General features: G+C 55.3%; 20 protein-coding genes. 4 read left to right on the top strand and 16 right to left on the bottom strand.

Annotation, left to right across the window (positions count from 1 at the left end; genetic code table 11):
* Window positions 1-67 precede the first annotated feature (67 nt).
* From FKP33_RS18320 to FKP33_RS18255, 13 genes are all read right to left on the bottom strand, one after another.
* Window positions 68-2,137 carry a hypothetical protein gene (locus FKP33_RS18320; protein WP_141335989.1) on the bottom strand — a complete coding sequence of 690 codons (2,070 nt, stop codon included), beginning with the start codon at window positions 2,135-2,137 and terminating at the stop codon, window positions 68-70.
* A complete protein-coding gene (locus FKP33_RS18315; protein ID WP_141335988.1) occupies window positions 2,127-3,998 on the bottom strand; it encodes an ATPase, T2SS/T4P/T4SS family in 1,872 nt (623 codons plus the stop codon). Before FKP33_RS18315 ends, FKP33_RS18320 begins: the two co-directional genes overlap by 11 nt.
* Window positions 3,995-4,837 (bottom strand): CpaE/TadZ family protein, encoded by an 843-nt coding sequence (locus tag FKP33_RS18310; protein ID WP_141335987.1) that lies wholly within the window; start codon window positions 4,835-4,837, stop codon window positions 3,995-3,997. The genes FKP33_RS18315 and FKP33_RS18310 overlap by 4 nt, the downstream gene beginning before the upstream one ends.
* Before the next feature lie 33 nt (window positions 4,838-4,870).
* Entirely contained in the window at window positions 4,871-5,578 is a 708-nt protein-coding gene (locus FKP33_RS18305) for a hypothetical protein (protein ID WP_141335986.1), read from the bottom strand.
* An 11-nt stretch (window positions 5,579-5,589) separates the two neighbouring features.
* On the bottom strand, window positions 5,590-6,711 hold the full coding sequence (locus tag FKP33_RS18300) for an SAF domain-containing protein (RefSeq protein ID WP_141335985.1): 1,122 nt from the start codon (window positions 6,709-6,711) through the stop codon (window positions 5,590-5,592).
* Between the two features lie 42 nt (window positions 6,712-6,753).
* Window positions 6,754-7,362, bottom strand: coding sequence for a hypothetical protein (locus tag FKP33_RS18295; protein ID WP_141335984.1), 609 nt, complete (start codon window positions 7,360-7,362; stop codon window positions 6,754-6,756).
* A gap of 274 nt (window positions 7,363-7,636) precedes the next feature.
* On the bottom strand, window positions 7,637-8,584 hold the full coding sequence (locus FKP33_RS18285; RefSeq protein WP_483874541.1) for a ParB/RepB/Spo0J family partition protein: 948 nt from the start codon (window positions 8,582-8,584) through the stop codon (window positions 7,637-7,639).
* On the bottom strand, window positions 8,532-9,359 hold the full coding sequence (locus tag FKP33_RS18280; RefSeq protein ID WP_141335982.1) for a ParA family protein: 828 nt from the start codon (window positions 9,357-9,359) through the stop codon (window positions 8,532-8,534). Before FKP33_RS18280 ends, FKP33_RS18285 begins: the two co-directional genes overlap by 53 nt.
* A gap of 283 nt (window positions 9,360-9,642) precedes the next feature.
* Window positions 9,643-11,103: a hypothetical protein gene (locus tag FKP33_RS18275; RefSeq protein ID WP_141335981.1), complete on the bottom strand. Its 1,461-nt coding sequence runs from the start codon at window positions 11,101-11,103 to the stop codon at window positions 9,643-9,645.
* Between the two features lie 554 nt (window positions 11,104-11,657).
* Window positions 11,658-13,193 carry a 23S rRNA (uracil(1939)-C(5))-methyltransferase RlmD gene (rlmD, locus tag FKP33_RS18270; RefSeq protein ID WP_258313481.1) on the bottom strand — a complete coding sequence of 512 codons (1,536 nt, stop codon included), beginning with the start codon at window positions 13,191-13,193 and terminating at the stop codon, window positions 11,658-11,660.
* On the bottom strand, window positions 13,174-14,169 hold the full coding sequence (locus FKP33_RS18265) for a diacylglycerol kinase (RefSeq protein WP_054795897.1): 996 nt from the start codon (window positions 14,167-14,169) through the stop codon (window positions 13,174-13,176). The genes rlmD and FKP33_RS18265 overlap by 20 nt, the downstream gene beginning before the upstream one ends.
* 18 nt (window positions 14,170-14,187) lie before the next feature.
* Entirely contained in the window at window positions 14,188-14,970 is a 783-nt protein-coding gene (locus FKP33_RS18260; protein ID WP_054795896.1) for a sirohydrochlorin chelatase, read from the bottom strand.
* A 162-nt stretch (window positions 14,971-15,132) separates the two neighbouring features.
* Window positions 15,133-15,423 (bottom strand): YerC/YecD family TrpR-related protein, encoded by a 291-nt coding sequence (locus FKP33_RS18255; RefSeq protein ID WP_010494821.1) that lies wholly within the window; start codon window positions 15,421-15,423, stop codon window positions 15,133-15,135.
* Between the two features lie 300 nt (window positions 15,424-15,723).
* Here FKP33_RS18255 and FKP33_RS18250 point away from each other — a divergent pair, with 300 nt between their 5' ends.
* The 4 genes from FKP33_RS18250 (at window position 15,724) to namA (ending at window position 20,006) form a co-directional block, all read left to right on the top strand.
* A complete protein-coding gene (locus tag FKP33_RS18250; RefSeq protein WP_141335997.1) occupies window positions 15,724-16,269 on the top strand; it encodes a hypothetical protein in 546 nt (181 codons plus the stop codon).
* 282 nt (window positions 16,270-16,551) lie between these two features.
* Window positions 16,552-17,181 carry a TetR/AcrR family transcriptional regulator gene (locus tag FKP33_RS18245; protein ID WP_141335980.1) on the top strand — a complete coding sequence of 210 codons (630 nt, stop codon included), beginning with the start codon at window positions 16,552-16,554 and terminating at the stop codon, window positions 17,179-17,181.
* Window positions 17,182-17,187: 6 nt separating this feature from the next.
* On the top strand, window positions 17,188-18,738 hold the full coding sequence (locus tag FKP33_RS18240) for an MDR family MFS transporter (protein ID WP_127608544.1): 1,551 nt from the start codon (window positions 17,188-17,190) through the stop codon (window positions 18,736-18,738).
* A 260-nt stretch (window positions 18,739-18,998) separates the two neighbouring features.
* On the top strand, window positions 18,999-20,006 hold the full coding sequence (gene namA / locus FKP33_RS18235) for an NADPH dehydrogenase NamA (RefSeq protein WP_127608545.1): 1,008 nt from the start codon (window positions 18,999-19,001) through the stop codon (window positions 20,004-20,006).
* A gap of 245 nt (window positions 20,007-20,251) precedes the next feature.
* On the opposite strand, the gene FKP33_RS18230 is transcribed toward namA, so the two are convergent.
* The 3 genes from FKP33_RS18230 to FKP33_RS18220 form a co-directional block, all read right to left on the bottom strand.
* The gene (locus tag FKP33_RS18230) at window positions 20,252-20,512 is read right to left on the bottom strand and encodes a GapA-binding peptide SR1P (RefSeq protein ID WP_141335979.1); all 261 of its coding nucleotides are present in this window, start codon (window positions 20,510-20,512) and stop codon (window positions 20,252-20,254) included.
* Window positions 20,491-21,546, bottom strand: coding sequence for a type I glyceraldehyde-3-phosphate dehydrogenase (gap, locus tag FKP33_RS18225; protein ID WP_127608546.1), 1,056 nt, complete (start codon window positions 21,544-21,546; stop codon window positions 20,491-20,493). Before gap ends, FKP33_RS18230 begins: the two co-directional genes overlap by 22 nt.
* 239 nt (window positions 21,547-21,785) lie before the next feature.
* The gene (locus tag FKP33_RS18220; protein WP_141335978.1) at window positions 21,786-23,036 is read right to left on the bottom strand and encodes a sensor histidine kinase; all 1,251 of its coding nucleotides are present in this window, start codon (window positions 23,034-23,036) and stop codon (window positions 21,786-21,788) included.
* Window positions 23,037-23,156: the final 120 nt, after the last annotated feature.

Here is a 23,156-nt window from a genome sequence, read left to right as displayed (position 1 = left end):
CTCTCCTTCAAATGAAATTCGAAATAAAAAGACACTTCCCGTTTGGAAAGCGCCGCAACATGTCCGCTTACTGAATGCGCTGAAGCTGTTCGTAGTATACGGACATCTGGTGCAAGCTGACGATGACGAGCGGAATGACCAGATAGCCGAAAATGAGAGCCATCATCGGCGCAAACCCGATCCATTTTCCCCAGCCTGCCTTTTGCTCGATCAATTGCTCGTACTCCTGTTTGCGCTGCTCCTGCGCGTAAGCCTGTTCCGACTCCAGATCGTCGAACGCTTCCCGAATCGGCAAACTTTGCGCCGCCAGCTCCAGCTTTTCGACCGTGCGGACGAACGGCACAAACGGCGCATCCTCTTTCAGCTGCGCCAGCGCCTGGTCCGCGCCCTGTTCGAAATGGAGCAAGCAGGTTTGCAGCGGTTCCTTGAACACGCGGGCAAACAGTTCCATCCAGATAAGCAGATGCTCGACCGACATCCGGTCCAGATCCGCCAGCATGGCGATGACCGCATGCAGTTGATCCACTTCATGCTTCATCTCCATCTGCCGCATGCGCCGCTGGAACAATCGAACGCCGACCGGCATAGCGTAGCCGCCCCATCCCGCGAGAGCGGCGAGGAGCGCTTCCCACCACTTCAAATACTGATTGTCCAGCTTCGTGAGCTTGCCCATAATGCGCCGAGCCGCAGCGCGAAGTTGATCGTCCTGATTCGCCGTCGGCGTTTCGCTGCGGAGCAGGGCCATCACCGTTTCTTCGGTGCGATGCTTCACCTCCTTTACGCGATCGATGATGCGGCGATCGAGCGCTGCCGCCTCGCGCGCCTTGGCTTCCTCCTCCGGCGAAAGTTGGCCGAACAGGATGCCCGGCTTTACCGGCGCATACAGGATTTGATGCCGGCTTGCGGCATGAAGCGTAATAAACATCCCGAGCACTGCCAGAAAAGCCATGCCACCCGCCACGATGCGCTGCACATAGAGCCATTCCAGACGAAGCGGCGATGCGGTGTCTTTAAGCAGCTTGACCATGCGGTCAGCTTCCCGGGAACCGGGGGCGGGACCGAAACGATGCACAAGCCAGCGCATCCAAGGCCATTCGTAAACCCGTTTCTCCCATCTTTTTCGGCCGGTTGGTTTTGGACTCGCGTCCAGTTCCTGAATGTTCCGCAGCAGAACGTAGGACAGCCATACGACCGCCATCAGGCCGATTTTCACGATCCAGCCAGTCGTGCTCGCATAAAAGGCGTCCATGGCCGGAAAGTAATGGCTGGCCCAAGCTTCGATCGGCCGGGTAAACAGCAGCGGCAACAGCGTGATGGCGGTCAGTCCTTGCAACAGGAAACTGAGGCGCTCGCGGCGCAGCAGTTCTAGATTCAGTTCGGTCGCGAGCTTCCCGAGCGCCTTCAAGTACACGGAACCGGTTGCGGTTCGTTTGTCGTCGTATTCCTTCACCAGATGCGACAGCCCGGCCAAGCCCTGCAAATAGCGGTTCGGCGCGCTCTCGATATATTGCGCCAGCCGATGCTCGGCATCGCTTGCCGTGAGCACTTCGTATATTTCGTGTCCGTGCAGCGCCATCTCATACGGCGCGCCGTCCGCCGCTTCATAAATGGCTTCTTCCACCATGCCGTGACGATGATAATGATGACGCACATCCGAAAAAAAATGCCGGAGTTGCCGAAGCAGTCGCGTCTCCAGCCGATGGACCAGATTGTCCGAAAGGATTCCGTGGCCAACCCAGAAGCCGATGCCAATCATGCCGAGCGCGGCCGGGTCGCGCACGCCGATAGCCAGCGGAACAGCCGCCGCGAGCAGCACGCCCCATATGAGGAGCGCCGACTTCATCGTCTCCAGCCGCAGCTTCCATTCGTCGCCAAGTTGGAGAATGGTCATTCGTTTGCGAAGTTGAAGCAAATAACCGCATAAAATCGGTACACTTTCGCTTAGGCGATACAGCTGCTGCAACACGCTGTGCAGCGCTTGCTTCTTGCGGGCTTTGCCCGGTTTGCGCAACGCTTCATACTGCCGAACGGCCTCCACGTCCGAACCGTGGCGGGATACCCATTGAAACGCCGCCACCATCGCGAGGAACAGCACCGTCGCTGCGCCCAGCAACAGGGACAGCCATTCAATCTTCATCGCTATCCCCCCAGTGAACCGCCAAAAACGCTTCGAACGCCGCCTGGTCCGGCCCGGCGAGGCATGCGGCGATTTCCTTGCGGTTTCGCTCGGACAACGGATGAACGGCGACATAGCATCCGTCTCGGTACTCGATGACGTTCCGCGCGACGTATAGCGGGCGGTCCGTTGAGCGGCGGAAATATTCCAGCATCGTCTCCATGAACGCCGTCATTTTCTCCTCGGTCGTCGTTTTGTGGCGGAACGTCTCCGGGTAGGCTGTTTCCTGCTCCTCCGGGACGCATTCGGTAATCCGTTCGATGTAGCGATGTCCGTCCGCGTCCCGCCTGAGGTGAATGTCGAAATTGATGACGCTGACGACCTGCTGCTCGGCCACTCTTTCGTTCGTAAACACCCCTGTCTTCAGCAGCGAATTGCGCAGCGAATAGACGAGATCGCGGAACGTTTTGGCATGATGCGTAAACAAGGTGAACAGCGAAGCGACCTGCGCCATCTGCACCATCCAGGCGGCAACCGGGTCGGTCGCCACTTCTCCCAAAATATTGACCGAGCCGTCCGTTTTTTTCTGGATGTCCAGCCCGTCCTGCCCGGAGATCGTTTCCGTTTCCCGCAAGCTTAAAATGTTGCGATCCCGGTATATTTTCCGCAGCTGAAGCTCAAAGCTCATTTCCTGCACCCGGATCGGCAAGATGGCCGGAATGTAGCGCACCATAGCCGTGAGCAGCGTCGTCTTGCCGCTGCCCTGCGCGCCGGTAATGGCCGTTATGCGCTCGCCCATGACGAGATATCTGATCAGTCCGATGGGAAGCTCCGCATGGTCGTCCTGAATCAATTGTTCGAGCGTGGCGTTTTGCACATCGAATTTGCGCACAAAAAAAGCCCACGATTCGCTGAACCGGGGGCGCAGCACGACGACGCGGGAGCCATCGGCCATTTCGTTCACCTTAAAGCCGTTCGCCTCGGACAATTGACCGGGAAAATTATGTTTGTATACGTTCTTGCACACGCGCCGGAGTTCTTGCTCCGAGCCGAAGGACAGGAAGCTCAAATGAATGGATTTCCCTTTATAAAACAGCCATACGCTGTCATGCGACCTCGGCACCTCGGAAAGCTGCGCTTCTTCCTCCAAGCTCCATTCGCCTTCCCACATCGAGGGCGGGATGCCGGAGACGCCGCCCGATACGCCGTCGATTTTCATATCGCGGATTTCGTCGATGACGCTAAACCCTTTGTAATGCTGGTATATCCGCTGCACAACGATCTGCGTTTTGTCCCCGGCAGACAGCTTGGGCGCTTCCTGCTTGTAAATATCTCGGATTTCGTCGGCGGTAATCCGGTACGACTCGGTCTCCTCGTCTTCCATGCTCCGCTTGGGACGATCCAGCTCGTATTGGCGGATCAGTTCATCCAGCGCTCTCAATCGATGTTGTTTCTTAAACAGATAGAGCAGGATGTCAAACTGATCTTGCGGCGACAAGTCTTTCGGATCGTCAAACGGCAGAAGCCGATTCAGGTTATTATCGTCGAAGATATAGCGCTGTTCGAGCAAATCGGCGATGACCTGCTTCACATACGCCTTGTCCCGCAAATCCCCGGACGTGCAGCCCCGCAGCGCTTTCTTGAGTTCCGCGCGCTTGTTTTTGCGGCGGCGGTATTCTTCTTCCGACAAGCCGAAGTCGATCAGGTTGCTGCTCGTCATCTCGTGCAGCGCCTCTTTCACAAACGCAGTCATCGCCTCCAGCGTATAGACCGGTTTTTCGTCCGGCTGCTCCGGCAAGCGGCGGCTCATGCGCAAATAGAGCAGGACGCCGATCACGATGAGGATTCCAGCCATAAGAAATCCGTTTAGCACGAACATCATCGGTCTTCCTCCTTCCCGCCGAAAAGAAGCTTGTTCAGTCCGACGTGTTGGATGATCGTTTGCGCCAATACCCGCACCTGTTGCATAAACAGATAGTTTTCATGATCGCGAGGCACCTGCCGGTTACGAAAAATAAAGCGGATAGAGTCTCCTTGATGGGTAGCATCCAGCCAGCCCGTATTATGGACAATCGGGTACGCAGGCTCCCGTCGATGGAACTGGCGCATCATATTCTTGATGGTCAAAGCCGATCGAGGGTCATATTGTCCGTATACAAGCATCAGCTTCCGGTTTGACAGAAGCTGCGCCTCCAGAGCCGGAAAAACTTGCTCCAGTTTGAGCGAGTTTTGCGGCAGATTGACGACCAGCAAATCCGCCTGACGCAGCAGCGACTGTGTCCACGCCGACTGGTTGCCGCTTCCGCCGTCCAGCAATACCAGATCGTAAGTGCGCCTTGTCAGTTCCAGAAGGGGCGCAAGCCATTCCTGTGCGGCGGAAACAAACGATGCATCCGGCTTGTTCGATCCCGGAAGGATGTCGAGTCGGTCGGCGAGCAGCGGCAGCGTGTAATCCCGCAACCTGTTCGGTTCCAGCTTGCGGTTTTGCAAAAGCCTGAGCAGCGCGTCGATGCCCGCGTCAGGCGGGGCGTCCGCTTTGCTCATCCAGGACCGTCTCGGGTAAAAGCTGCGTTCGATGGCCGCGTATTCGCTTTGCAAATGCCCAAGCAACAAAAGGCGCGAGGAATATTCGAGTCCGAGCAGCGCCGCTGCGGCGATCAGGTTGCTCGTCGTACCGGCCTGTCCCGAAACCGGACTCCAAAACACCACGGTAAAACCCATTGCTTCATCTCCTTTCGTGCAACATTACCGAATTTACGCGCGCCTTCGGGATCGCGCCCATGCCCACCGGGCGGTTTTGGCATCGCACTCAAACAACTGTTGCAGCATGTCCAACACGTTCCGGCGATACGCCCCGGATAGCCGCCTGACGTCGATGCGGCCATGATGCTGGTTGTCCAGTTCGACCGACATATCCCGTTCGTCTAGTGGAAAGCGGAACACGGTGTCCTCCCAGCGTACAAACTGCTGCGGCAGCAGCGAATCGATATAGGTCTCGGGTATGGCGGTTGGCAGGGTAGGGGCTATCAGTTTGTAAAACGACAGCGGCCGGCCCTCCGCTTCGTGAAGGCACAGCCGCTGCATCAGCTCCGCGTTTTTATGCATGCCAAGCCGGCTCCAATTGCTGCACCAAACCCGCTTGTCATAGCCCGGCAGCTCTCGTCCTTTCACAAATTCGGTGTGATCGGTGTCGAGCAGCATGACATCGTAGGCCGCTTCGCCTCCGGCTTGAAGCAGGGAACGTTCCAATTGCGCTCGCGTGATGAGCCCGGTCGCCACATCGATGCCTTCAAATTCCCGCAGCGAATAGCCAAATTCTACTTGCGGCAAATAGCCTTGCATGGACTGGGCAAGGGTGGAATCCACGATCAGCACCTTTCGCTCCATCGCCGTGAGCAGCTTGCCCAGCACAAGGAGCAGGTGGCTTTTGTCCGGCGCGCCGAAAAACACGACTTTTTTCATGACGGCCTCCTTCACTGATTAAAAATGTGCTCCAATTTATCCATTTTTGCAGGCTCTTCAGACGGCGAAGCTGGTGCCGGATCTGTCGAAACAGATGGCGTTGACTCCGCTGACGTTTCCGGCCGATTCTCATTCGTCGTTGTCGGAACGGAAGGGGAAGGTAGCGGCTGCGCGGCTGGCGGTTCGTGATCGACCGTAGCCGTTGCGCCTGCCGGTTGCGGCGATGGAACCGCTTCTTGCATGGCATTGCCTTGCCGCGTGACGATCCGTTCGTTTTGCAGTTGCTGCTGAACCGTTACGCTGCCGCTTGTTACGCGCAGTTTATCCGACTCGCTCATCGCCTTCAGATTGCCGTCCAGTGTCGAGCGAAGCTGGCGGGCAAGCTCGGTTATCGCTTTTTCGAGCAGGTTCGGATCATGCGCCATCAAGTCTAACACCTTCGGATTGGCGGGATAATTGACCACCGCCGCTTCCTGCAAGCCCGGCTCGATGTAGGGCAGGGCATACAGCCGCGCGCCTTGCAAGTAGGCATCGATGATCGCGCTTGAAGTCCGTAATATATCCAGCTCGTTCATTTCCAGCCAGATGACATTGCCGGACAACTCCCGCGCCTTCTTCTTCGCCAGCAGGACAAAATCTTCGCCAGTCGGGAAGTTGATTCGCACGTCGATGTACTGTCCCTTTTGCAGATTGGAGGGAAGCTGAATGACATGAAACTCCTGCACCCGCAAATCCTTCGGGATCGGCGCGCTCTCGTACAGCATGGACGGCATCAGCGGTGTGCCTGGCTGCAATTCGATTTTGGCGCTTTTGCCAATGACCGCATTCTGATCGGTAATCATCCCTTGCGGCACCAGATTCGCAGGCATCGGGACTGACTTGAGGTCTTCCGCCTCCACAGTGTCACCGGCAGGAATGGTGCGCGCCACAGTCCAAACGCTTCTGCGCGATTGTTCCTCTATCGTTTTCAGTTCCCTGATTTGCCTTTCATATTGTTCCTTGATTTGCTGCTGTTTCTGCTCTTGCTCTGATTGCTTTATCAGAGAATAAATGGCCGCAGCCACAAGTAAACAAACGCTTACGGCAATCGCGGCGATAATAAGCGTCTTGCGGTGCCGATACGTCCACGACATCGCTCACGTCTCCTTTCTCCTATATATTAGGAATTGCATCTCTTACCGGACCTCGTCACGGCGCTTCGGCTTTTGCTGGGTTACAGCCTGATGCTGCTCCAGTTTTTCTTGCGCCCATGCGGGCATATGCTCCGGTTTTATCAGACCCATAAAATCCTCGCGATTCCAGCGAGCCTCCTCACCGGTATACAGATTTAACACGTAAACGGCGCGACCTCGGGAATAGGCAGAGGTGCCAAACCCGCTTAGCGCCAGCACAAGCTGGTTAACTGCGGTGCGATATTCGGGTCGCAACCGTTCCGGCCGGATGACAACAACCTGGTTGTCAATGCGCATGTCTTCGCGAATCGGCTGGCATTGTGCTTGGGTAAGGGGAGATAAGGGTACCTTGACACTGGCCCTTTCTTCTTTGAGATCCTCCAGTTCCCATTGCACGCGGGAAATAAAGTCATGCATGGCCTCAAGATAATCCGCGCCGGCCGCATTCGCGTAAAATTGCTCGACACCCAACGAATTGTTTCGGGTGCAATAACAAACCATGTACGGACGCTCGGCATTGGTTTCGTTTATGCCAAGCAGCACTTCCACCTTCCCGATGGAGATGGCCTGAACGACTTCGTAGTTGTCCACCATTCGCTTCATTTCTTCCATCGTCCGTCCTCATTTCCTGGAAAGTTGCGGTCATTCTTCGTTCTCCGGCTTCGTTTTGATTGACTGGCTTCACGAGATTTCTTGTTTCGCGTGTGCGGCTCCTCGGTCTCATCCTCCAAAACTTCAACGCGGTTGAACCCCGGCTTTTCTTGCATCAGGCGCTCATATTGACGACGCCTCCCTCTTGTGAAATACATCATGAATCGCCTCCCCAAAAATGGGCATAAAAAAGCTCTCCGTCCTAAGGGAGAGTGCCTGCCGAACAGGATACAGGTTAACGTTCCTGTTCCCGTTGCCGTTTTTTATACCAGCTTTCCAACAATTGTACGATCAGATCTTCCTTTTGCTTTTCGGTAAAGTCCCTCGGGAAGAAACGGTCGATCCGCTCGCGCCGAATGGTCATCTTTTCTTTCTGGTTCGGCTTCTCCTCTGTGAGAATCGAGAAGATGACATCCACGTTAAGCCGCCCGTCCTGACTCAGTTTTTTCATGCGCTGCGCCTGCGCCAGCGAAGGCGTGCAGTCTTCAGACTGCATCGTTTCGTACAGGGCTTTCTGTTCTTCTTCGGCCAAGTATGAAAGTTCTACGGCCGGATTGAAGGCGATCCGTTTATCGTCTACCATTTCGAGAATGGAGGGGGTTAGTTCGGTAAGACGGATATAGCGCTGGATTTGATTGCGACTTTCCCCTGCCTGATCTGCCAAAATTTCAACTGAATATTTGCCTCGTAAATCCTGCCCAACTTGGGTAGAATTTTCTTTACTCGGTCTGCCCGCCTGTCTTTTCATCGCCTCCAACTTCATCTTATAGGCGAATGCTTTCTCGCTTGGCGCAATATTTTCCCGTTGCAGGTTGCTGTCCACCATAATGATCGTTGCCTGATCGTCGTCCAGTTCGCGGACAATGCAGGGCATCGTTTCTCTGCCAGCCAGTTCACTCGCTTTTTTTCGACGATGCCCGGCTACCATTTCATAACCGCCGTCCGCCTTCGGTCGTACCAAGCCGGGAACAAGAACGCCGTATTGCTTTACGCTGTCTGCCATTTCCAACATCGCTTCGTCAGCCTTTACCTTGAACGGATGGCCGGGGAAATCGCTGATATCTGGTAATGGTATTTCCATCACCTTTTCCCGCTGCTGGTCGGCGCGGCTCTCCTCGGTGGAGAATAAATCAGCGACTGTGGTCAGTTTGATGCTGGCGCGCATGTCGTCTTTCGCTGCCAATGCTCTGCACCTCCTTCGTAAAGGCGGCATAAGCCTCCGCAGCTTTCCCATCCGGATCATGGACGTAGATGCTTTTCCCCTTGGCGCTTGTTTCCGCCGCGCGAACGGATAAGGGAATTTCGGTGTTGAACACGCGCAGCTTGTCTCCGTAGTCGCGCCGAAGAATAAAGGAAATGTCTTTGGCAAATTTCGTCCGACTGTCTACCATCGTGAGCAGCACGCCATCCAAAACCAACTTCGGATTGATCTGCCTGCGTACACGGGCAATGGTCTGTAACAGTTGGGTCATTCCTTTGGCTGGCAAATAATGCGCCTGAACGGGGATAATGACGCTATCTGCCGCAGCCAGCGCATTGATGGTCAACATGCCCAAACTCGGCATACAATCGATCAGTACGTAATCGTAATCGGCTTTAACAGAGTCGATGTACGAACGCAAAATCGTTTCTCTGCTCATCGTATTGACGAGCGATACTTCAACAGCAGACAGTTCAATATTGCCTGGCATCAGGTCAACGCCTTCGTGGTGATGCAAAATACCTTCCCGTGCCTCATAGGGTTCTTCAAGCATCGTTTTCGCCAGCAATGTGGCCAAAGATACCGACAAATTATCCGGTTCGTGGAACCCTAACGAATCCGTCAGGTTGCCTTGCGCGTCCGCATCGACCAGCAGAACCTTTTTCCCATCGGCTGCCAAACCGATCCCCAGGTTGACCGCCGTTGTGGTCTTGCCCACGCCGCCTTTCTGATTGGCAAGGGCGATCACCTTGGTCATCTTATGCTTCTCCTTTCACGCAAAAAGCCGGTTGCGCTGATATTTCAGGGCAATCGGCTTTTTGAATATATCTATAATAAAAAGAAAACGCCGCAAAAAGGGCGTTCTCTTGGACATTCATATGTTGAAGTCACCTCATTTTCAGTTATCTTGTGAGCTTATTCCAATAATTTCAACAATTCGCATACGCGTCGTCCAAATCCAGGATCAAAAAAACGGAAACTCCAAACTAATCATTGAAAGGCTGCTGCTGCACTGCACCTGTCTTGGATCAACTAATACATTACAAATTGCATCCCATCTTCTCACGATTCGCTCGGTCAGCTAACCAATCTAACGCGCTGGGTGTTGTTTTCCATGAATGGAGGGCGAATGAGGCGTAAATAATCGCTTCCTCCTCACTCCCCCGCGAGTAAGCATCAGGTTTAATATATGGAATATGCTTCTCACCTAGTAAATAAGCGGGAACAAAAGAATTCGATTCGAGAGCTTTACTCAACGATACGGCCGCTTTACGAGCACTCTTACAACGGAAAGAAAGCAAAGCTTCACTATACAGCATAAAGCATGTAGCCTCTTTATGGTCTGACAGAAATTCGTCAGCTTCTTTATTCATTTCCTCAGCCAGCAAATAATTTACCAGTATATAGCGAATTCCCAGACTGTCATTAGGATTCAATCGGAGCAACTCACGACAATTCGCAATGGCATCTTGCCGGTGTCCATTATTCCAGAGGCATTCCGCCAGTCCTGCCAGTGCCCTCATATATGGTCTGGTCTCAGTAAGCCACCAAAATTCACCTACATTCTCTTCAAAAAACGATTCCCCCAAAGCTAGACGCCCCACCTTCACCCCCCGCTCGTACAGTTCCATTCGTTCTTCCGAAGATTCACTATGTTCCGCTAACAAATTATAGGCATCCGCACAGTATGGCGACAGAAACAATGCTTTTCGTGCCATCGAGAGACGCTTGCTTCTACTCATCTCGTCCCATGCATCATAAATCATTTCCTGCGCCTGATCCAGCTTTTCTCTGTCAAACGAAGGAAGCTCCAATTCAAGCACCGTCTTGTCGTATCGTCTATGTTTACCTTGCTCTATCTTGAAAAGACCGGTATCAACTGTAATAAAATGCTGGGTAAAATCATCATAGTCCGGAACAGACCGAGGATGATGCTCCTTTGGCAAGCTTTCTTTCCATGTATTGAACTTCGAACCAATCAAATATTGACATACTTTCAGACGAAGTTTGTCCACTCCTTCCAGTGTATGATCCACTGTTTCACTCAAATAATAGGATAGCAGCTGTTCTATATCCCGAAAGATTCTGACACCCGAAGCAAAGCCGCTTTGTGGGTGCAACGGCATAATAGCCAGACTTTCCAACGCGGCAAACAAGCCGTCGGTTGTAACCGTCTTCGGTACAAATAATGCGTCCGGCAATCCGTATATAAATTTTTCTTCCTTCTTCTCCTCGCTCCAGGCATAATAAAGAAAATCTGCGAGAGGAAGCGGCCTTCTTGTCGTAGCCATCCGAAAAGCAAACGTCCCGCTATAGTGATCGCGCAATATATAGTAAATGAGATGTTCTTTGCGTGACTTAAGTGCGTTTTTCAGATCAACGTCCAACGGTTTTTTCTGGTATCTCAAATATCCATCATTGCCAAAATAATAATGCCTTGAGACGGAGACCAATAATTGATGCAATTGATTGGAATAATCGGAAACCAACCGGCGATGCATACAACCAACCCCTTTAGTAATAATGCGGCATCCTGAGATTGTTCATAGCCAACATACTTGATTTTTCGCCTCTCGACAAGGAGAAGCATACCCTACAATTATAAGCCAAAAAGTTCACCTAACATCCTCTCACTTGCACCGTTTCACCAATTCATACAGCCATAAGACTTCCCAACCCCTTCCTTCGAGGCTCTGATGGTGAAAAATAGGAATGGAAACCCGCTTCTCGCTCGGCTCGTAACACGACTCTTTACATTTTGTCATGACCGTTAGGTTTTGAGATAACGGCCGGTTTTTAAATTATATTTATATATAAGAAGAGAACACCGCAATTAGGGGTGTTCCCTTGTATATTCATATGTTGCAGCAACTTTCATTTTCAGCTGATTCATGAACTTATTCCCATGAATTTAACATATCTACACACCCGACGTCCAAATCCATGTCCAAAACGACGGAAACTCCAATTTTGTCTTTAAGTACCTTATTTTTGAAATCCGCGCCGTCCGCCGTGAAAGTCATAAATCGCGCAAAGTGTTGAAAATAAAGGATTTCTACGTATCGATTCGTTGAATTCCTATTACGCACTCCACATGAACGGTATGCGGAAACATATCCACCGGCTGTACCTCCACTGTGCGATAGCCCCCATCCTCCAACACGCGCAAATCCCTCGCTAATGTCGAAGGATTGCACGACACATACACCACGCGCTCCGGCCGCATCTCGAGGATCGTCTCCAGCAGCGCGGCGTCGCAGCCCTTGCGCGGCGGGTCGACGACGATAACGTCGGGCGCGATGCCCTGCTGGCGCCAGGCCGGGATGACGACCTCGGCCGCGCCGGTCTCGAACTGAACGTTGCGGATGCCGTTCAGCGCCGCATTGGCGCGGGCATCGTCGATCGCTTCGCCGACGATCTCGACGCCGTACACGTTCCTCGCCCGCTGCGCGAGGAACAAAGAGATCGTGCCGATGCCGCAATAGGCATCGATCACGACTTCTTCGCCCGTCAGCGCGGCGAAGTCCAGAGCCTTCCGGTACAAGACCTCCGTCTGTACCGGGTTCACTTGATAGAACGATCGCGCGGAGATCGCGAATCGCACGTCGCCGATCGTGTCGTAGATCACGTCGCGGCCCCACAGCACGAGCGTCCGGTCGCCGAAGATGACGTTCGTCTGCTGCGTGTTCACGTTCTGGCAGATGCTCGTCACGCCCGGAACAGCTTCGCGAATGAGCCCCACCAGCTCGTCGCGGTGCGGGATCGACTCGCCGTTGGTAATCAGCACGACCATGATCTCGCCGGTGTTGAAACCGTAGCGGGCCACGACGTGCCGCAGCATCCCGCGGCCCGTTTCCTCATTATAGGCGCGGATGCCGAGCTCGCCCGCCACTCTTTTCACCGCGCGCACCACGTCATCGTTCTGCTCGTGCTGGATAAGACAGGCCTCCATGTCGATAATCCGGTGGCTGCCCTGCGCGTAGAAGCCCGCGATCAGGCCGCCCTCCATGTCCGGCCCGCCATGGCCGATCGGCACCTGCGCCTTGTTGCGGTAGCGCCAAGGGTCGTCCATGCCGATGGTCGGATGTACGAGAATGCCTTCGCCCGCAGCGTCCCCCGGCCCGGCCACAGCCAGCTTCCCGATCCGCTCCAGGTTATCGGCTACGAGCTGCCGCTTCCAGCGAAGCTGAGCTTCGTAGCTCATGTGCTGCAGCTGGCAGCCGCCGCACTGCTTGTAAATCGGGCACGGCGCGTCAACACGGTCCGCGCTCGGCTCCAGAATGTCCAGCAGCTTGGCGTAGCCATACTGCTTCTTCAGCTTAACTACCTTGACCCGCACCTTCTCGCCCGGCAGCGCGCCTTGAACAAAAAGGGTAAAGCCGTTCACACGGCCTACCCCTTCTCCGTCATGCCCTAAGCCGACAATCTCGGCAATATAGTCCTCATTCTTCGTTACCGGCAGATCGCGCAGCACGGCTGCGGCTGGGGGTGGGGACGATTGCCGGTTCGAAAACGGTTGTTCCCGCCAGTCCGTTCTGCTGCCTGCCTGCGCACCCTTACCGCCGCGGCGGTTATTCTTGCTCTTCATCATGTTCGTTCTCTTCTCCGGCTTTAGTTTTCCAAGGTAATTTCAGGTGCAGCGGGTTCGTATTCTTATACGTCGTCTGGCCCGTCTCATCCACGAAGATGCGCAGGTGCTGCGACAGGTTCGTGAACATACAAGGCAGCGTCCCGCCGAACTCCCCGTCCAGGTTCAGTTGGACATAGTCCGGAGAGGTGACTTGGATTTGATTCGTCTGCAAATAAATGATGTTCGGATCGCTCAGATGTTCGCCGCGCAGCGCCAAGGACACGACGCGGATAAATTCGGCCAGATTGCATTTCTTCAAGATCAGCACGTCGAACAAACCGTCGCTCAGCGACGCGTCCGGCGCGAGCCGCTCGAAGCCGCCGACGGAATTGCTGTTCGAGATAAGGAACAGCATGACTTCCTCGTGGAGCTCGACCTCAGGCGTACGGATGTACAGCTCGATCGGACGCAGCCGGGGCAGTTTCTCGAGGCCCTTCATATAATAGGCCATCTGGCCGATCATCGTTTTCAGCTTGCTGGGCACCTCATAAGTCAGCTCGGTCATCGACCCGCCGCCTGCAATGTTAATAAAGTAACGCTGGTTGACCTTGCCGACATCGATGATGCGCGTATGCTGCTGCAGGATCACGTCGACCGCGCCTTCCCAGTGGCGGGGAATGTTCAGCGCCCGGGCAAAATCGTTCGTCGTCCCCAGCGGCAAAATGCCAAGCGGCGGCCGGTTCTCCTTCTCGGCCATCCCGTTGATGACCTCGTTCAACGTGCCGTCCCCGCCGGCGGCGATGATAATATCAAAACCGCGTGCGACGGCATCGGCCGCCGCCAGCGTCGCATCGCCTTCGCCGATCGTGGCGTGCGTGCTCGTCTCCAGACCGCCGCGCTCCAAGCGCTGCAGCACGTCCGGCAGCCGCCTCTTCATCTCCTCCCGACCGGAGGAGGGGTTATAGATTAACCTAGCGCGTTTGACCCGTTCCGTCATCTCTCTCACCCGTTCGCTTCATAATTCATGCATCTCGTTCCCGTCCAGCACGCGGGCGATCTGCCGCTCCATCCAGCGCGAAATGCCCGGATGGGGCAGCAGCGCCTGACCGTTGTACCGGTACGTGTATCCTTCCAATCGCTCGGGAATGACTTGTCCCGTAAAATATCCTTCGCTCAGGAACAGCGGCGCGACCAGCACCTGACAATCGGGCCTGCGCCTGCGCCAATCGTTCATCTTCCACTTAATTTGATCGGGCAGCAGCATCGCCCCGTCCGCTTCCGCGAACCCGCCGAGCGCCTTCACCCGCGCAGCAAGCCGCTCCAGGCCGCGCCGCCAGGCGAGATGGAAGCCCTTCTCTGCGCTGCCGTGTCCGACGAGCAGCACGATCTCGCGTTCCGGGCGCTCCGACAACGGCCGTAGCTTGCCGTACACGATCTCCGCGATAATCGGATCGTCGTCAATCGGCGGCGTGCAGTGCACCCGGGCCCGAATCGCAAACGGTTCCATGTCCGTCGGGAGCTGCGGCTCCTTTTTCAAACCCAGGGCATACGTGATCTCGTCAATATGCGTGCTCCCCGAGGAGACGAACAGCGGGATCACGATCATATCCGTAACGCCAAGCGCCTCCAGCTCCGTAATGCCGTCCTGAATAAGCCGTCCCTCCACAATCTCCAAGTAGGACGAGTAGATCGGGACCCCCGCCGGCACGCGCACCGCACGGACTGCTTCATCGACGAGCCGTACCCATTCCTCGCTTCGGGAACCGTGGCTTATGACCAATATCCCGTATTTTACCACACCGTATGCCTCCTCTCCAAAACCGCATCCGACGCTCGCTGGAAGAACCCCTCGAACACGAAAAATCCCGCTCAGCCTCCAGGCCGAGAAGGATTCGCATGTTGCGTTAATCATGCCGGGTGAGAGCCTGGCAAGAGCGGGACAACGACTTGTCCGGGACCGTTAGCGGCCCAGGCGTTCCAGCGTCATTTTGTACCCGTCGTTGCCATAGTTCAAGCAGCGCTTCACCCGCGAGATCGTCGCCGTGCTGGCGCCGGTTTCCGCTTCGATCTGGTTGTACGTGTTGCCCTTCCGCAGCATCCGCGCCACTTCGAGCCGCTGAGACAGCGACTGAATCTCGTTCACGGTGCACAAATCGTCGAAGAACACATAGCATTCCTCTATATCCTTCAGCGTCAAAATCGCTTCAAACAGCTGGTCAATCGCTTTATCATTCAGCTTCTTTAATTGCATGGTCGTTCAACCCCTCGATGGACTATCTTACCTATCATACTTCGAATCGGCATCGTTTTACAATCTATACAAGCAGTATTCGACGCCAGAGCCCTAAATCCTTCCTTTATGTTTGTAAAACGTTACTCTTTTTATGCGGTAGCGGACTAAATCGCTTCACTAGGCCAAAATCTAAAACAACGTGACAAGCGCCCATACCATCCATTCGCCTATCACATACAGTATACAAGGAAACCGATGTTGGATGAAAGTCAGGCCGCAGCACTTCTGCGAGAATTTAAATAAAAGGAATGAAAAATGATGAATTCTACAAAACAAATAATCGGCAACCGAGGGATCCATCCGCAAGCTACTGCGCACCAGGCAGCTTCAAGAACGAATCGGCCTCCGTATGCGCAGACGAGGTCTTACAACCAAGGCGTCTACCCGGGGCTGAGCTCCTACACGGATTTCCCCGGTATGGCGGGTACCCAGCTGCCTGCAGAGTCTACGATGTTCGCGCAGCCTCCCGTGACAACGGGCACAGGCGGCGAAGGAGGCGGACTCACTACGCTGTTCGGCGGCGGGTCCGGCGGTAGTGCCGGCGGCGCAAGCAGCGGCGGCGGATTTAACTTGCAGCAGGTCAGCAAGATTCTCGACCGCCTGGGCGGCATCGAGGGGATCGTGGACACCTTCAGCAAAATGCAGAAGATGGTCCAAAGCTTCCAGCAATTCGCGCCCTTGATCAAGGTGCTCCTCGGCTCGTTCGGCAAGGGCAAAGCCAAAGACGACGAGAAGACGAAGCCCCGTCGTCGCAGACGCCGCAGGCGCAGAAGCACCAGACGCAATCGGCGGATTCGGCGGTAAGCGGCGCGAACGAGAGCGGCGGCGGCGCTGCCGTACGCTTCCCGGCAAGCGTGTGCCGCGCGATTAGCGTTGCAAACCGCGAGGACCGGTCCCCTGAGGCTTGAAGCCGCAGGGGACCGGTCTTTGGCGTTGGCGCAGCCGGCGGCCTGAGCGATCGGACAAGCCCCGAAAGGTGGGCGGTCCTATTTTCCGTTTTTAATTGACACGAGTGTCAACCAATGATATATTTTTAACTGACATGAATGTCAATTAAAAATAATTCGAATTCGGAGGTGCCGGAGCATGTCCCCGCGCTCGTCGGAACAAAACGAAAAAATAAGAGAAGAACGCATCCAGCAAATCATCGATGCGGCGATTGCCGTATATTTGGAAAAAGGCGTACGGGGCACGGAAATGGGTGATATCGCCAAGCGCGCCAATATGGCCCGCGGACTCGTGTACTATTATTTCAAAGACAAGATGGACTTATTTCGCTTCGTGTTCACCCGTCTCATCGAAGAGGCGAAAACGTACATCAGCAGCACGCTGCTGTCCGACGAAGAGGTGATCTCCAAGCTGAGAACGTACGCCCGCTTTTATCTGAGATCAAGTCTGCTGAAGCCGCACATGGTACAGTTCTACCGCAACATACCGGCCGATATCCCGTTCGTGTTCGGCGATAAGGGGGAAGCGGTCTTGAAGGAATATGTGGACAATGCGACCGGACCTCTCCATCGCGTGCTGGAGCAGGGCATCCGGGAAGGGAAGCTGAAGCCGCTCGATCCGAGGCTGATCTCTGCCGTATATTGGGGCGGTCTGATGGGCGGGATGAACGCTATGTCCAGTGGTCAAGTACCGGAGGAACAAGCGGAGCGCATGATGGACGACGTGATTGACATTCTGTTGGATGGCATCGTAAACAAGAAAGGATGACGTGCAATGGCTATGAACGATAAAAGATTGAGCTGGGTGATGGGCGCCCTGCTGCTAAGCCTGTTTCTCTCTTCGCTGGACCAGACGATCGTTTCGACGGCGCTGCCGACAATCGTTGAGAAGCTGGGCGGCTTTGAGCAAATTTCTTGGGTTTTCACGGTTTATATGCTGACCTCTACGGCGATCATGCCGATTGTCGGCAAGCTGTCGGATATGTATGGACGCAAGCGGTTTTATGCCGCCGGTCTGCTGACGTTTATTATAGGGTCGGCGCTGTGCGGGCTGGCGCAGGACATGACGCAGTTGATCGTATTTCGCGGGATTCAAGGGCTGGGAGCCGGCTGCATGATGCCGATCACGTTCACCCTGCTGTTTACGCTGATGCCGCCGGAGCGCGCCGGACGGTTTCAAGCGATGTTCATGGGCGTATTCGCGCTGTCCTCGATCGTCGGGCCGAGCGTCGGGGCGTTCATTACCACCTGGATGAGCTGGCGCTGGAACTTCTATATTAATCTGCCGCTCGGGCTGATCGCGCTCTTCATTCTAATGGGAGCGCTGGTTGAATCGAAGGACACTACCCGCAAGCCGAAGGTCGATTATGCCGGCGCCTGGTGGCTGGTGTTCACGACGGTCCTCACGCTGCTGGCGCTCAAAATGGGCGGCGTCGACTACCCCTGGGCCTCCTGGCCGATCCTCGGCCTGCTTGCCGCTGGGGCGTGCGGACTCGCGCTGTTCCTGTACACCGAGACAAAAGCGGAGGAGCCGATCGTCCCGTTCGAGCTGTTCCGCAACCGGACGATCGCCGGCTCAAGCCTCGCAACCTTCCTGCAAGGCATGATCATGTTCGGCTCCCTGCTGTACGTGCCGATCTTCATCCAGGGCGGTCTTGGCGGCGACGTCGGCGATGCCGGCAACGCGCTGACGCCGATGATGTTCTCCGTCATGATCGGCATGGCGATCAGCGGTTTTCTGATGCGGTTCTTAAGCTGGCGGATGAGCACGTTCCTGTCGATGCTGCTCGCCGGGAGCGGCGCGTACATCATCACCCTGCTGCCGCTGGACGTCAACCAATGGGCGCTGCGCGCCGACATGCTGCTGCTGGGGATCGGCATCGGCTTCCTGATGCCAATCTCGCAGATGGCGATCATGACGAATGCCCCTGCCCGTTATCAAGGCGTCGCTTCTTCGACGGTCACCTTCTTCCGCTCCGTGGGCGGGGTGTTCGGTTCGGCCATTATGGCTGCGATCGTGAACCGGCATATGACGTCGACGATCGAACGGGAAGGGGCGACGCTCGGCATTCCGCCGGAGAAGCTGGAGGCGTTCACGAACCCGCAGGTGCTGCTGCACGCCGAAGGCCAAGTGCCGGAGGCGGTGATGACCATGCTGAAGCATGCGCTTGGCGATGCGGTTCATGTCGGCTTCTGGATGCTGGTCGGAGCCTCGCTGCTCGGCTTGATCGTCTCGCTGTTCATGGGCGGAGCCCGGTTCGATCTGGAGAAGCACAAGCAGATCCAGGCGGCTAAGCAGACACAAGAAGCGCCCTCGGCCGGTTAGAGGCTGTGCGGGTTGCGGCACCAAGACCGGTCAGCGTAATGGATAGGAGCAATCCGGTCAGCGGATGGTGAGGTGACGCCATAGGCGGGTGAGCGAGTTATTGCGAGGCCTTCCCGTGCGCGGATGAAAGCGGAGTAATCGCGAATACTGGTACATTTTGCACGAATCCCCGTCAACATGCTATGATTAGGTTAGTTTGAGACATCGAGTTAATTACTAACCTTTTTTAAGAGACCAAGAATAAAGGATGTGGAGTATTCATGCTGTTTACTTCTTACCCCCTTAGGAACCTTACGCTGAAAAACCGGATTGTCATGTCGCCGATGTGCATGTATGCATGCGCCGATGAGTCGGGCCGTGTGAACGACTGGCATCGAATCCACTACCCGTCGCGCGCCGTCGGGCAGGTCGGTCTGATCATCGTGGAAGCGACAGCCGTCACGGCGCAAGGGCGCATCTCCGCGAACGACCTTGGGATCTGGAGCGATGAGCATGTTGCCGGGCTGCGGGAGCTCACGGCGCTCGTTCACGGTCAAGGCACGCATATCGGCATCCAGATCGCTCATGCCGGACGCAAGGCTACGGTAGACGGTCCGATCGTGGCTCCGTCGGCGATTGCATTCGACGAGAAGAGCCGGACGCCGGAAGCTATGACGCTCGAGCAGATCGAAGAAACGATCGCTGCCTTTGGCGCCGCCGCCCGCCGGGCGAAGGAAGCCGGCTTCGACGTGGTGGAGATCCATGCTGCGCACGGGTATTTGATCAATGAGTTCTTGTCGCCGCTGACGAACAAGCGCGATGACGCTTATGGCGGCGATCGCGCCCGCAACTTCCGATTCTTGAGCGAGGTTGTCCGGGCGGTCCAAGCGGAGTGGGACGGTCCGTTGTTCGTGCGCATCTCCGCTAGCGACTACCATCCGGAAGGCATGACGCCTTCTGATTACGTCGAGTACGCACGCCTGTTGAAGGAACAAGGCGTCGATTTGATCGACGTCAGCTCCGGCGCTCTCGTGCCGGTTCCACCGAAGGTCTACCCCGGCTACCAGGTGCCGTTCTCGGAGCAGCTACGGCGCGAAGCGGGCATTGCGACCGGCGCGGTCGGCTTGATAACCGAGGCCGAGCAAGCGGAGGAAATTTTGCAGAGCGGCCGCGCGGACTTGATATTCCTCGGTCGCGCGCTGCTGCGCGACCCGTACTGGCCGCGTACGGCGGCGAAGCGCCTGGGCGTACAGCTGGAGCCGCCCAAGTCGTATACACGCGCCTGGTAAGAGCGGGCACCTGCGTGAAGACAGAGAGAGCCGTTCGGGATACATCCCGGACGGCTTTTTGTGATATCGCCGAATCATGGACGGAACTCAAGCACTTCGCATATTCGCTGCTTTCGCCGATCCCCTTGCCCGCCAGCATACAAATAGGCCAACCAGAAGTTTGATATGCTGACCTAGAGATACGAAAAAGCCTGTGTATCCCGTCCTCTATTCCCGAGAGGGGCGGATACACAGGCCTTCGGCTATTAGCAGAGCTCGGTGTAGGTGCGCATATGCAGCGGTTGAGCGCCGTCTTCACCCAAGCCCGCCCCACCTGACTCGGCAGACCGGCTGTTGCCGGAACACGACGGATCGTCGCACTGGCTGTAATAGAAAGTTACTTTACGCGTCTCCTGCGTGCCGATAAGCTGCCCGCAGTGCTTGCACAGAATCGTTCCGAGATGCCCTTGCCCGGCCTCACTGACCTTCGCTGCAGCGTCTACCTTCAAACCACCGCTTCTTTCCATGTTTCATCGCTCTCCCTCGGAATGGAATTCGATACGGTTTGCGCCAAATCCATGACGCGGTTAGCATAGCCCCACTCGTTGTCATACCAAGCCAGCACCTTCAACTGATCGCCCGCCGCTGCCACCGAAGGTCCGTCGATCACAGCCGACTTGTCGCAGCCGATATAGTCGGCCGACACAAGCGGCTCGTCAACGTAGCCCAGATAAGGCGCCATCACCCCTTGCGAAGCGGCAAGCAGCGCAGCCTGGGCCTCCGCCGTATCGACCTGACGCTTCAACTGCATGGTCAAGTCGACGAGCGACACGTCCGGCGTCGGTACCCGTATAGAGATACCGTTTACATATGGCGCCAAGTGCGGCAGTACGTCGATCAGCGCCTTCCCTGCGCCGGTGCTCGTCGGAATGATCGACTGTGTGCACGCTCGTGCTCTGCGGAGATCCTTATGCGGATTATCCATATGATTCTGATCGCCGGTAAATGCATGTACGGTCGTCATCCAAGCGCTCTTCACGCCGAAGCTCTGATCGATGACATGCAGAACCGGCGCGACGCAGTTGGTTGTGCAGGACGCCGCCGAAATCAAATGATGCTGCTGCGGAACATAGCGGTCGTCATTGACACCCATGACGACGGTGAGATCCATTCTTTTGCCCGGTGCGGTGATGATCACTTTGCGGGCTCCCGCCTGCAAATGCTTGGAAGCGCCCTCACGGTCATTAAACTTGCCGGTCGCATCGACAGCCAGCTCGACGCCAAGCTCCTTCCACGGAATGGCCACCGGGTCCCGCTCGTACACGATGCGGATCCTTGCTCCGTTAATTACCAGGTCCCCTCCGTCGACGCGGATGTCCGCCTTCCACGTGCCGTGGACCGTATCGTATTTCAACAAATGCGCGATCGTCTCCGCCGGGTACACCGAATTAACCGCTCGAACACCCAGCCCCCGCTTATCTGACTCAAAAGCATGCCGCACCAACAACCTGCCGATACGTCCCATCCCGCTTATCCCTATGGAACCTGCCTGATCTGCCATCGAGGTATACCTCCCGCGCTTGATATCGTGTGTATTATTTATAATTAATGTATAACATATATTTAAATAGTATGCAACATTTAAATCATTTCTTGTATTCTGATGCTTCATAAATGAGAAAAGTGCACAAAAAAACCTTCCCCTTTCAAAAGCTCCGATGCGGGGGAAGGTCGATTTCCCGAATGCATCCGAAGCTTAACAGGTGAAGGCAGCTCTTGTTAGGATATGACGTCTTACTCTCAGCACGTCGGAAGCGTAATGATAAACTTCGTCCCTTTTCCCTTCGTGCTGCTTACTTCAATTCCGCCGTTCATCGCCTTGGCGACGCTGAAGGCGACCATCGTCCCGAGTCCGGTTCCCTTGGTTTTCGTTGTATAATACGGCGTGCCCAGCCGTTCCACTTCCTCCGTCGACATCCCGGCTCCGCTATCGATGATGCAGATGCGCGCTTTCTTGCTGTCGCACACAGCTATGACCTCAAGCGTTCCGCCACCCGGCATCGCCTCGATTCCATTCTTGAGCAGATTGATCAGGCATTGGCGGAACTTATGTTTATCGCCCAGCACGAATCCTTCTCCGACGCCGGACACTTTGATTTCAACCTTGCCGAGCAGCGCGTAGGGCTCCAGCACGCTGATCACGTAAGCAAGCTCGTCGGCGACCTGCAGCCGGGAGACCATTTCCGCTTCGGGCTTCGCATAGGCGAGATAGTCGGTTATGATGTGCTGTGCACGATCCATCTCTTCAAGCGTAAGCCGCAAATACCGGGCATCCTGCTCGTTGTCCTTATGGCGCTCCAGCAGCAGCTGCAAGAAACCGCGGGACACCGTCAACGGATTGCGCACCTCATGAGAAACACTCGCGGCAAGCTCGCCGATCACTTGAAGCCTCTGAATTTGCATCATCTCATTGCGCATAAGCATATTTTTGCGCATCGCCTCGATAAATCCGGCAATCATGCCCGAGCTCAAAGCCTGAATCGATAAACCAAGCAGTACGTACCCGGTCAGGGGATCGTGCACCTCTTCCGGAGTGTTCATGTAAAATCCGTAAAGCGACACCATGACGGACAACGTGGAGAGCAGAACGACGACGGAAATTTTCATTTTTGGAGAATAAGTACGGAACCGGATGATGCCGATTTGAATGAGCAGCGCCGTAACTGCATTGATGAGCAGCGTATACGGCGATGGATCGTGAATAAGCAAGATATCAAGCAGCAGCATGAATCCGGCAAGCCAAGCCGATATACGATGCCCTCCATACAGCGAGGCGATGATAAACGGTATCAGGTGCAAATCAAACTGATGACCGGCCGTCAGCCCGATCGGGAACAACATGCACAATCCGATTGAAAGCAATCCCATCAGCGTATAACTGAGGTTGGGCAATTTATGTCTGCGCCGCTCCCCCCAGAATACATCATACAAAAAAATCGGAAATAAGATAAAAAAAAGATTGCTCAGCAGGCTGGTCAGCATGAACGACATGCGCTCCTTCACGCAGAAATCTGGAAGTTGGATTCTACCCTTAGCAGTTCGACGTTCTGAAAATAGTTCCTGCTAATCGCGCATTTTTTTGGCATTATTACAAAAAAATCCGGCATCTTC

It is taken from the genome of Paenibacillus sp. tmac-D7, assembly GCF_006519665.1.
GTDB lineage: Bacteria > Bacillota > Bacilli > Paenibacillales > NBRC-103111 > Paenibacillus_G > Paenibacillus_G validus.
This window is presented reverse-complemented; position numbering and strand designations above follow the sequence as displayed.

Bases quoted from the DNA above. Each gene is read 5' to 3' on its own strand.
- FKP33_RS18320 (WP_141335989.1), bottom strand. From the start codon at position 2,137: ATGAAGATTGAATGGCTGTCCCTGTTGCTGGGCGCAGCGACGGTGCTG.
- FKP33_RS18315 (WP_141335988.1), bottom strand. From the start codon at position 3,998: ATGATGTTCGTGCTAAACGGATTTCTTATGGCTGGAATCCTCATCGTG.
- FKP33_RS18310 (WP_141335987.1), bottom strand. From the start codon at position 4,837: ATGGGTTTTACCGTGGTGTTTTGGAGTCCGGTTTCGGGACAGGCCGGT.
- FKP33_RS18305 (WP_141335986.1), bottom strand. From the start codon at position 5,578: ATGAAAAAAGTCGTGTTTTTCGGCGCGCCGGACAAAAGCCACCTGCTC.
- FKP33_RS18300 (WP_141335985.1), bottom strand. From the start codon at position 6,711: ATGTCGTGGACGTATCGGCACCGCAAGACGCTTATTATCGCCGCGATT.
- FKP33_RS18295 (WP_141335984.1), bottom strand. From the start codon at position 7,362: ATGGAAGAAATGAAGCGAATGGTGGACAACTACGAAGTCGTTCAGGCC.
- FKP33_RS18280 (WP_141335982.1), bottom strand. From the start codon at position 9,359: ATGACCAAGGTGATCGCCCTTGCCAATCAGAAAGGCGGCGTGGGCAAG.
- FKP33_RS18275 (WP_141335981.1), bottom strand. From the start codon at position 11,103: ATGCATCGCCGGTTGGTTTCCGATTATTCCAATCAATTGCATCAATTA.
- rlmD (WP_258313481.1), bottom strand. From the start codon at position 13,193: ATGATGAAGAGCAAGAATAACCGCCGCGGCGGTAAGGGTGCGCAGGCA.
- FKP33_RS18265 (WP_054795897.1), bottom strand. From the start codon at position 14,169: ATGACGGAACGGGTCAAACGCGCTAGGTTAATCTATAACCCCTCCTCC.
- FKP33_RS18255 (WP_010494821.1), bottom strand. From the start codon at position 15,423: ATGCAATTAAAGAAGCTGAATGATAAAGCGATTGACCAGCTGTTTGAA.
- FKP33_RS18250 (WP_141335997.1), top strand. From the start codon at position 15,724: ATGAATTCTACAAAACAAATAATCGGCAACCGAGGGATCCATCCGCAA.
- FKP33_RS18245 (WP_141335980.1), top strand. From the start codon at position 16,552: ATGTCCCCGCGCTCGTCGGAACAAAACGAAAAAATAAGAGAAGAACGC.
- FKP33_RS18240 (WP_127608544.1), top strand. From the start codon at position 17,188: ATGGCTATGAACGATAAAAGATTGAGCTGGGTGATGGGCGCCCTGCTG.
- namA (WP_127608545.1), top strand. From the start codon at position 18,999: ATGCTGTTTACTTCTTACCCCCTTAGGAACCTTACGCTGAAAAACCGG.
- FKP33_RS18230 (WP_141335979.1), bottom strand. From the start codon at position 20,512: ATGGAAAGAAGCGGTGGTTTGAAGGTAGACGCTGCAGCGAAGGTCAGT.
- gap (WP_127608546.1), bottom strand. From the start codon at position 21,546: ATGGCAGATCAGGCAGGTTCCATAGGGATAAGCGGGATGGGACGTATC.
- FKP33_RS18220 (WP_141335978.1), bottom strand. From the start codon at position 23,036: ATGTCGTTCATGCTGACCAGCCTGCTGAGCAATCTTTTTTTTATCTTA.